A 4,937-nucleotide genomic window follows, 5' to 3' on the forward strand; every position below is an offset into this window, starting at 1 on the left:
CATGCCGCAAAATCCACAGCTGCTCTTTGTAAAAGACACCTTGCTTGAGGACTTTAAAGCTGTGAGCAATGATTCTCAAAGGATTGATAAATTATGCAAAAAGTTCAATCTTGTTCATCTTTTAAATCATCACCCGTTTGATTTAAGCGGTGGTGAAATTCAGCGTGCCGGTTTTGTAAAGCTGCTGCTTATTGAGCCAAAATTTTTATTGCTTGACGAGCCGACAAAAGGTTGCGACAGCTTTTCAAAGGCTGAGCTTGCACACATTTTGCAAGACCTTTCACAAAGCGGTATTACAATTTTGCTTGTCACTCACGATCTCGACTTTTCCGCTACAGTTTCCACCGCTTGTGCAATGCTTTTTAACGGTACTCTTTCCAAAAGACTTGAGCCGCACGAATTTTATTGCGGAAAAAGATTTTACACAACCTCTGCCAATAAAATATCACGTGGCATTGCAAACGGTATAATCACAACCGAAGAACTGCTTTTGTCGGTAAAGGGGGCAGATGATGAAAGCTAAAAAAGTTATAAAATACCTCTGCGTGTTCCTTGTTGCACCTTTGATTGTGCTGAGCGGAGTGTTTTTCTTCGGCGACAGAAAATATGCCTTTATCTCACTTGCATTGTCTGTAGTTGCTTGTATTCCTTTTTTTATATCGTTTGAAAAAGGCAAAAACGATTCACGCAGAATTGTAATAATTGCAGTTATGACAGCGTTGTCGGTTGCAGGCAGGTTTGTATTTGCTCCGATTCCTTTTTTTAAGCCGGTTACAGCAATAGTTATAATAACTGCCATCTATCTTGGAAGTGAAGCGGGATTTATTACGGGTGCGTTTTCTGCTGTTGTTTCTAATTTCTATTTTGGTCAAGGCCCGTGGACTCCTTTTCAGATGCTTGCATGGGGGCTTATCGGCTTTATTGCAGGATTGCTTGCCAAAAAGCTTGAACAAAGTAAAATTATGCTTATAATATATGGTGCGTTGTCAGGAATTGTGTTCTCATTTATTATGGATGTCTGGACTACCCTGTGGGCAGACGGTACTTTTAATTTTACAAGATTTATTGCAAGCATTACAACCGCCGCACCATTCACGCTTGTGTATATGGTGTCTAATGTAATATTTTTGCTCCTGCTTACAAAGCCGATTGGCAAAAAACTTAGCAGACTTAAAACTAAATACGGAATTTTTTAGGACAAGGGGAGGCTTATGCTTTCCCTTTTTATTTTGCCGTGTATTATTTGCCTGTCTTTTGCATATACTCCCTAATATGGAGGTAATATATGGCAATGTTAAAAAAACACAAAAAAGCCGTGCTGTCGGCATTGCAGAGAGTGTTCTTCTTTATACTGGCGGCAACAATTCTGGGTGCGATTGGTGTTCCCTCAGCCGTACTCGCACTTGAAAATTCACAGCCAAATGTGGAAATCATTGGCTTTATGAGGGGTGAAAGTACCGACCTTCGTTCAAGTGAGCTTTTAATGGCAAAGCTTAGCAATTATGACGGCAATGCCGATAAGCTTATTTACGAATGGAAAAGCAACCTTGGCACATATCTGTATGTATTTAATACGCACGATATGGCAGTGGTGCGTGGCACAGACAGTGAAATTGAGATTTATAATTTTGACAAAGACATTAACGGATCTAAGAATATGTATGGCAGATCGTACAACAAAAAGTATTCTGAAATCGGCTTTGCATATGCGGCTGTCTATGGTGCAAGCCTTGGCGAAGATAGTTTAAAGGGCGGAATTTCCGTAACAGTTAAGGACTTGCAGGGCAATGTGATTGCAACTGCAAAATACGATAAGGAATTTAAACCTTATGATTTGTCAAAAGATATGGCAAATGCCGTATTCGGAGTTTTTGAGGGCGAAAGTGTTGATATTCTCAACCTTTTGGGTCAAAGCTCAGTAACTCATGTTGTGTGTCCTGCCTGCTATGTAAGTCAGGGCAAAATTATTTCAGGTGACGATTGCATAAGCCTTGAAAGTTCAGATAACGGATACTGCATAAAGGGCTTAAAGGCAGGCGAAGGCAGAATTTCGATTACGCTTGAAAAATCAAACTGTAAATTCCACAACAATTCAAGCAACAGCTCAACTACAACCGTTAAGGTATTTAAAAAGCCAGATACTTCAACCACCGCCACAACTCTAACGCTTACTAATCTTGATGACCGTTGCGAGTATTATTTAGAGGGCGTTAAGGGCGAAGTATCAGACGGCAAAGTGATATTTACAGGTCTTACTCCTTCTACGGAATACACCGTAGAAGTTAGAGGAAGCTATGTTGATCAGGACGGTGTTCCCAAAACTGCATATGCCTATGTAAAGGATACAACAAAAAACAGCTACTCGGCATCTGTTGTATTTATGTTAAATGATGCACCGACCGATACCGAATATATCTTTGGCAGTAATTATGAAGTGTTTGTTAAGTCAGAGCAGAGTGATTATGTTCCTCTTGTAAAAGCTGATAATAGCTACACAGCAGAGCTTGCTAAGGGTGAATACAATGTATTTATAAAAAAAGGCAACGATTATCAGCAGATTGATAATGCTGTGCTAAGCGTTGATGACGATGACAACAGCGTAGCGATAAAGTATTATACAGTAAAATACGATGTTGACGGCGGTAATCTTGATTATGATAATTCATTCATTTATCGTGAGGGCGACAGCGTAAAAACCATATCGGCTAAACCAACTAAGAATGAGTTTGCATTTGACGGTTGGAAATACGGTGACAGCACTTTTGAACCGAATCAGTCAATTACCGATTCAATAAACAGAAAGTATGATTTAAAGGCAATCTGGGAAGTTGACAAGGTCGGTGACGGCGATAAGCCGGACGGAATACCTGATAAGTACCAGAAGAAAATTACCTTTAAGGTAGTAAACGGCACTTGGGAGAACAAAACCACAGCCAATATTTCATTCTATGTAACATTGCTTGACGGCAACGGCAAATGGAGTGAAAACGGCACAGCAAGAATAAATATCCCAACAGGTATGACAGCAAACTATGGCTATGAAAACGGCAAATGGGATATTGAGCCAAAGTCACCTGTAAGCGGTACAAATGCCGAAACCTACACCTACACCTTTACAAAGAAAACCGACCCAAAGGTTGAATACAATCAGCCTGTAGATAATGATAAGCCTGAGCCGACAACACAGGTTGTTGATTACGGTAAGAAAATACAGGTAAAGCCAAACGGCGGTGTATGGACTCACGATAACAAGACTTATTCGGGTGATGATGTGGCAACCTTTGTTCTTGAAAAGAATATAAAACTTGCAGACCCAACTCGAAAAGACTATGTATTTATGGGTTGGGATAAGCAGAAAGGCAAAGGCGATGTAGCATATATCTTCACAGCCACATGGGAGCTTGATAAAATCGGTGACGGCGACAAGCCGGACGGAATACCTGATAAGTACCAGAAGAAAATCACCTTTAAGGTAATAAACGGCACTTGGGAGAACAAAACCACAGCCGATATTTCATTCTATGTAACATTGCTTGACACCAATGGCAAATGGAGTGAAAACGGCACAGCAAGAATAAATATCCCAACAGGTATGACAGCAAACTACGGCTATGAAAACGGCAAATGGGATATTGAGCCAACTGAGGTTGTATCAGGTACAAGTGAAAGCGTATATGTATATTCATTTGAAAAGATACCGGAAACAAAACCTCAGCCGGCAACGCCTGATGAAAAACCAACAGTTAAGACAGTGGTTCAGGAAAAAACAGTGTATAAAACCCAGTATGCAGAGCCTATCACATTAAAAACAGGTGACAACTTGATATTCTTAGGCGTACTTGTAGGACTGTGTGCATTAGGATTTACAGGAACAATAATTTTTGGCAGAAAAAGAAATAAGTAATTAATCAAAGGGTGGCTGCGTAGAATTTTGCGGTCGCCTTATTTCATGTGGAGAATAATAATTGCATTTTATAAAGGTATAATAAGCTAAATGAGGTGAGATAATGGCAGAGGTTATAAAAATAGTATTAACAGGCGGCCCATGCGGCGGCAAAACAACGGCTTTGCACTTTTTACAGGAAAAACTTGAAAACCTCGGGATAAAGGTATATGTTTTAAATGAAGTAGCAAGTAAGTTGATGACAGAAGGCAAAACTCCCGAAAAACTTGGGGTGTATGAATTTCATAAATTGCTTTTTGAAACTCAGCTAAAAGAAGAAACCGCCCTTGAACATAGTGCAAAAGAGTTTAAAGGAGAAAAGGCTGTGATTCTGCTTGACAGAGGTTTGCTTGACAGCAAGGCGTATGTCACAGATGATGAATTTAAAAGATATATTTCTGAAAATGGCAAAAATGAGGATGTTATCAGAAATTCTTATGATGCGGTGTTTCATTTAAAGAGTATTGCGTATGCAGACGAAAAAGTGTATAAGCTAAATGATAATCCTATAAGGAAAGAGGACGCAAGTCTTGCACAAAAGCTTGATGAGCGACTTTTGGCAATCTGGACAGGTACAGCACATTTGAGGGTTATCCCAAATGGCAAAAGCTTTGAAGAAAAGTTTGACTGCCTGCTAAAAGAGGTAATGGGTTTTCTTGGTGAGCCTGAGCCACTTGAAATTGAAAGAAAATTCCTGATTGAATATCCTGATATTAATTATTTAAACAGTATAAAAACTTGCCGTAAAGTGCCAATTACTCAAGCGTATCTCAATACGCCGGAAGAAGGTATATTCCGTATCAGAAAGCGTGGAAGTGGGGAAGATGCAGTATATATTAAAACCGTTAAAATTAAAATTAACGATTTAAAGCGAATTGAAACAGAAACTTTTCTAACTGAGGAGCAGTATTTAGGTTATCTGAAAAGGAAAGATTGCGTAACAGGTATAATTTCAAAAGACAGGTATTGCATAGTGTATGATGACACATATTAT

Annotated in this window: 4 protein-coding genes; all 4 read left to right on the top strand. The window is 39.4% G+C overall.

Features of this window, described 5'->3' with window-relative positions:
• Nucleotides 1-523, top strand: a 523-nt coding sequence (locus ACJMMI_RS07835) for an ATP-binding cassette domain-containing protein (protein WP_405354748.1), incomplete at its 5' end; no start/stop codon positions are given.
• Nucleotides 513-1,196 carry an ECF transporter S component gene (locus ACJMMI_RS07840; RefSeq protein ID WP_405354750.1) on the top strand — a complete coding sequence of 228 codons (684 nt, stop codon included), beginning with the start codon at nucleotides 513-515 and terminating at the stop codon, nucleotides 1,194-1,196. The genes ACJMMI_RS07835 and ACJMMI_RS07840, both read left to right, overlap by 11 nt.
• A gap of 89 nt (nucleotides 1,197-1,285) precedes the next feature.
• The gene (locus ACJMMI_RS07845) at nucleotides 1,286-3,904 is read left to right on the top strand and encodes an InlB B-repeat-containing protein (RefSeq protein WP_405354752.1); all 2,619 of its coding nucleotides are present in this window, start codon (nucleotides 1,286-1,288) and stop codon (nucleotides 3,902-3,904) included.
• A 103-nt stretch (nucleotides 3,905-4,007) separates the two neighbouring features.
• Nucleotides 4,008-4,937 (top strand): AAA family ATPase (locus tag ACJMMI_RS07850; RefSeq protein WP_405354754.1); only part of this gene is annotated, 930 nt, incomplete at its 3' end.

Source organism: Ruminococcus sp. (assembly GCF_045129435.1).
Taxonomy (GTDB): Bacteria; Bacillota; Clostridia; order Oscillospirales; family Acutalibacteraceae; genus Ruminococcoides.

Bases quoted from the DNA above. Each gene is read 5' to 3' on its own strand.
- ACJMMI_RS07840 (WP_405354750.1), top strand. From the start codon at position 513: ATGAAAGCTAAAAAAGTTATAAAATACCTCTGCGTGTTCCTTGTTGCA.
- ACJMMI_RS07845 (WP_405354752.1), top strand. From the start codon at position 1,286: ATGGCAATGTTAAAAAAACACAAAAAAGCCGTGCTGTCGGCATTGCAG.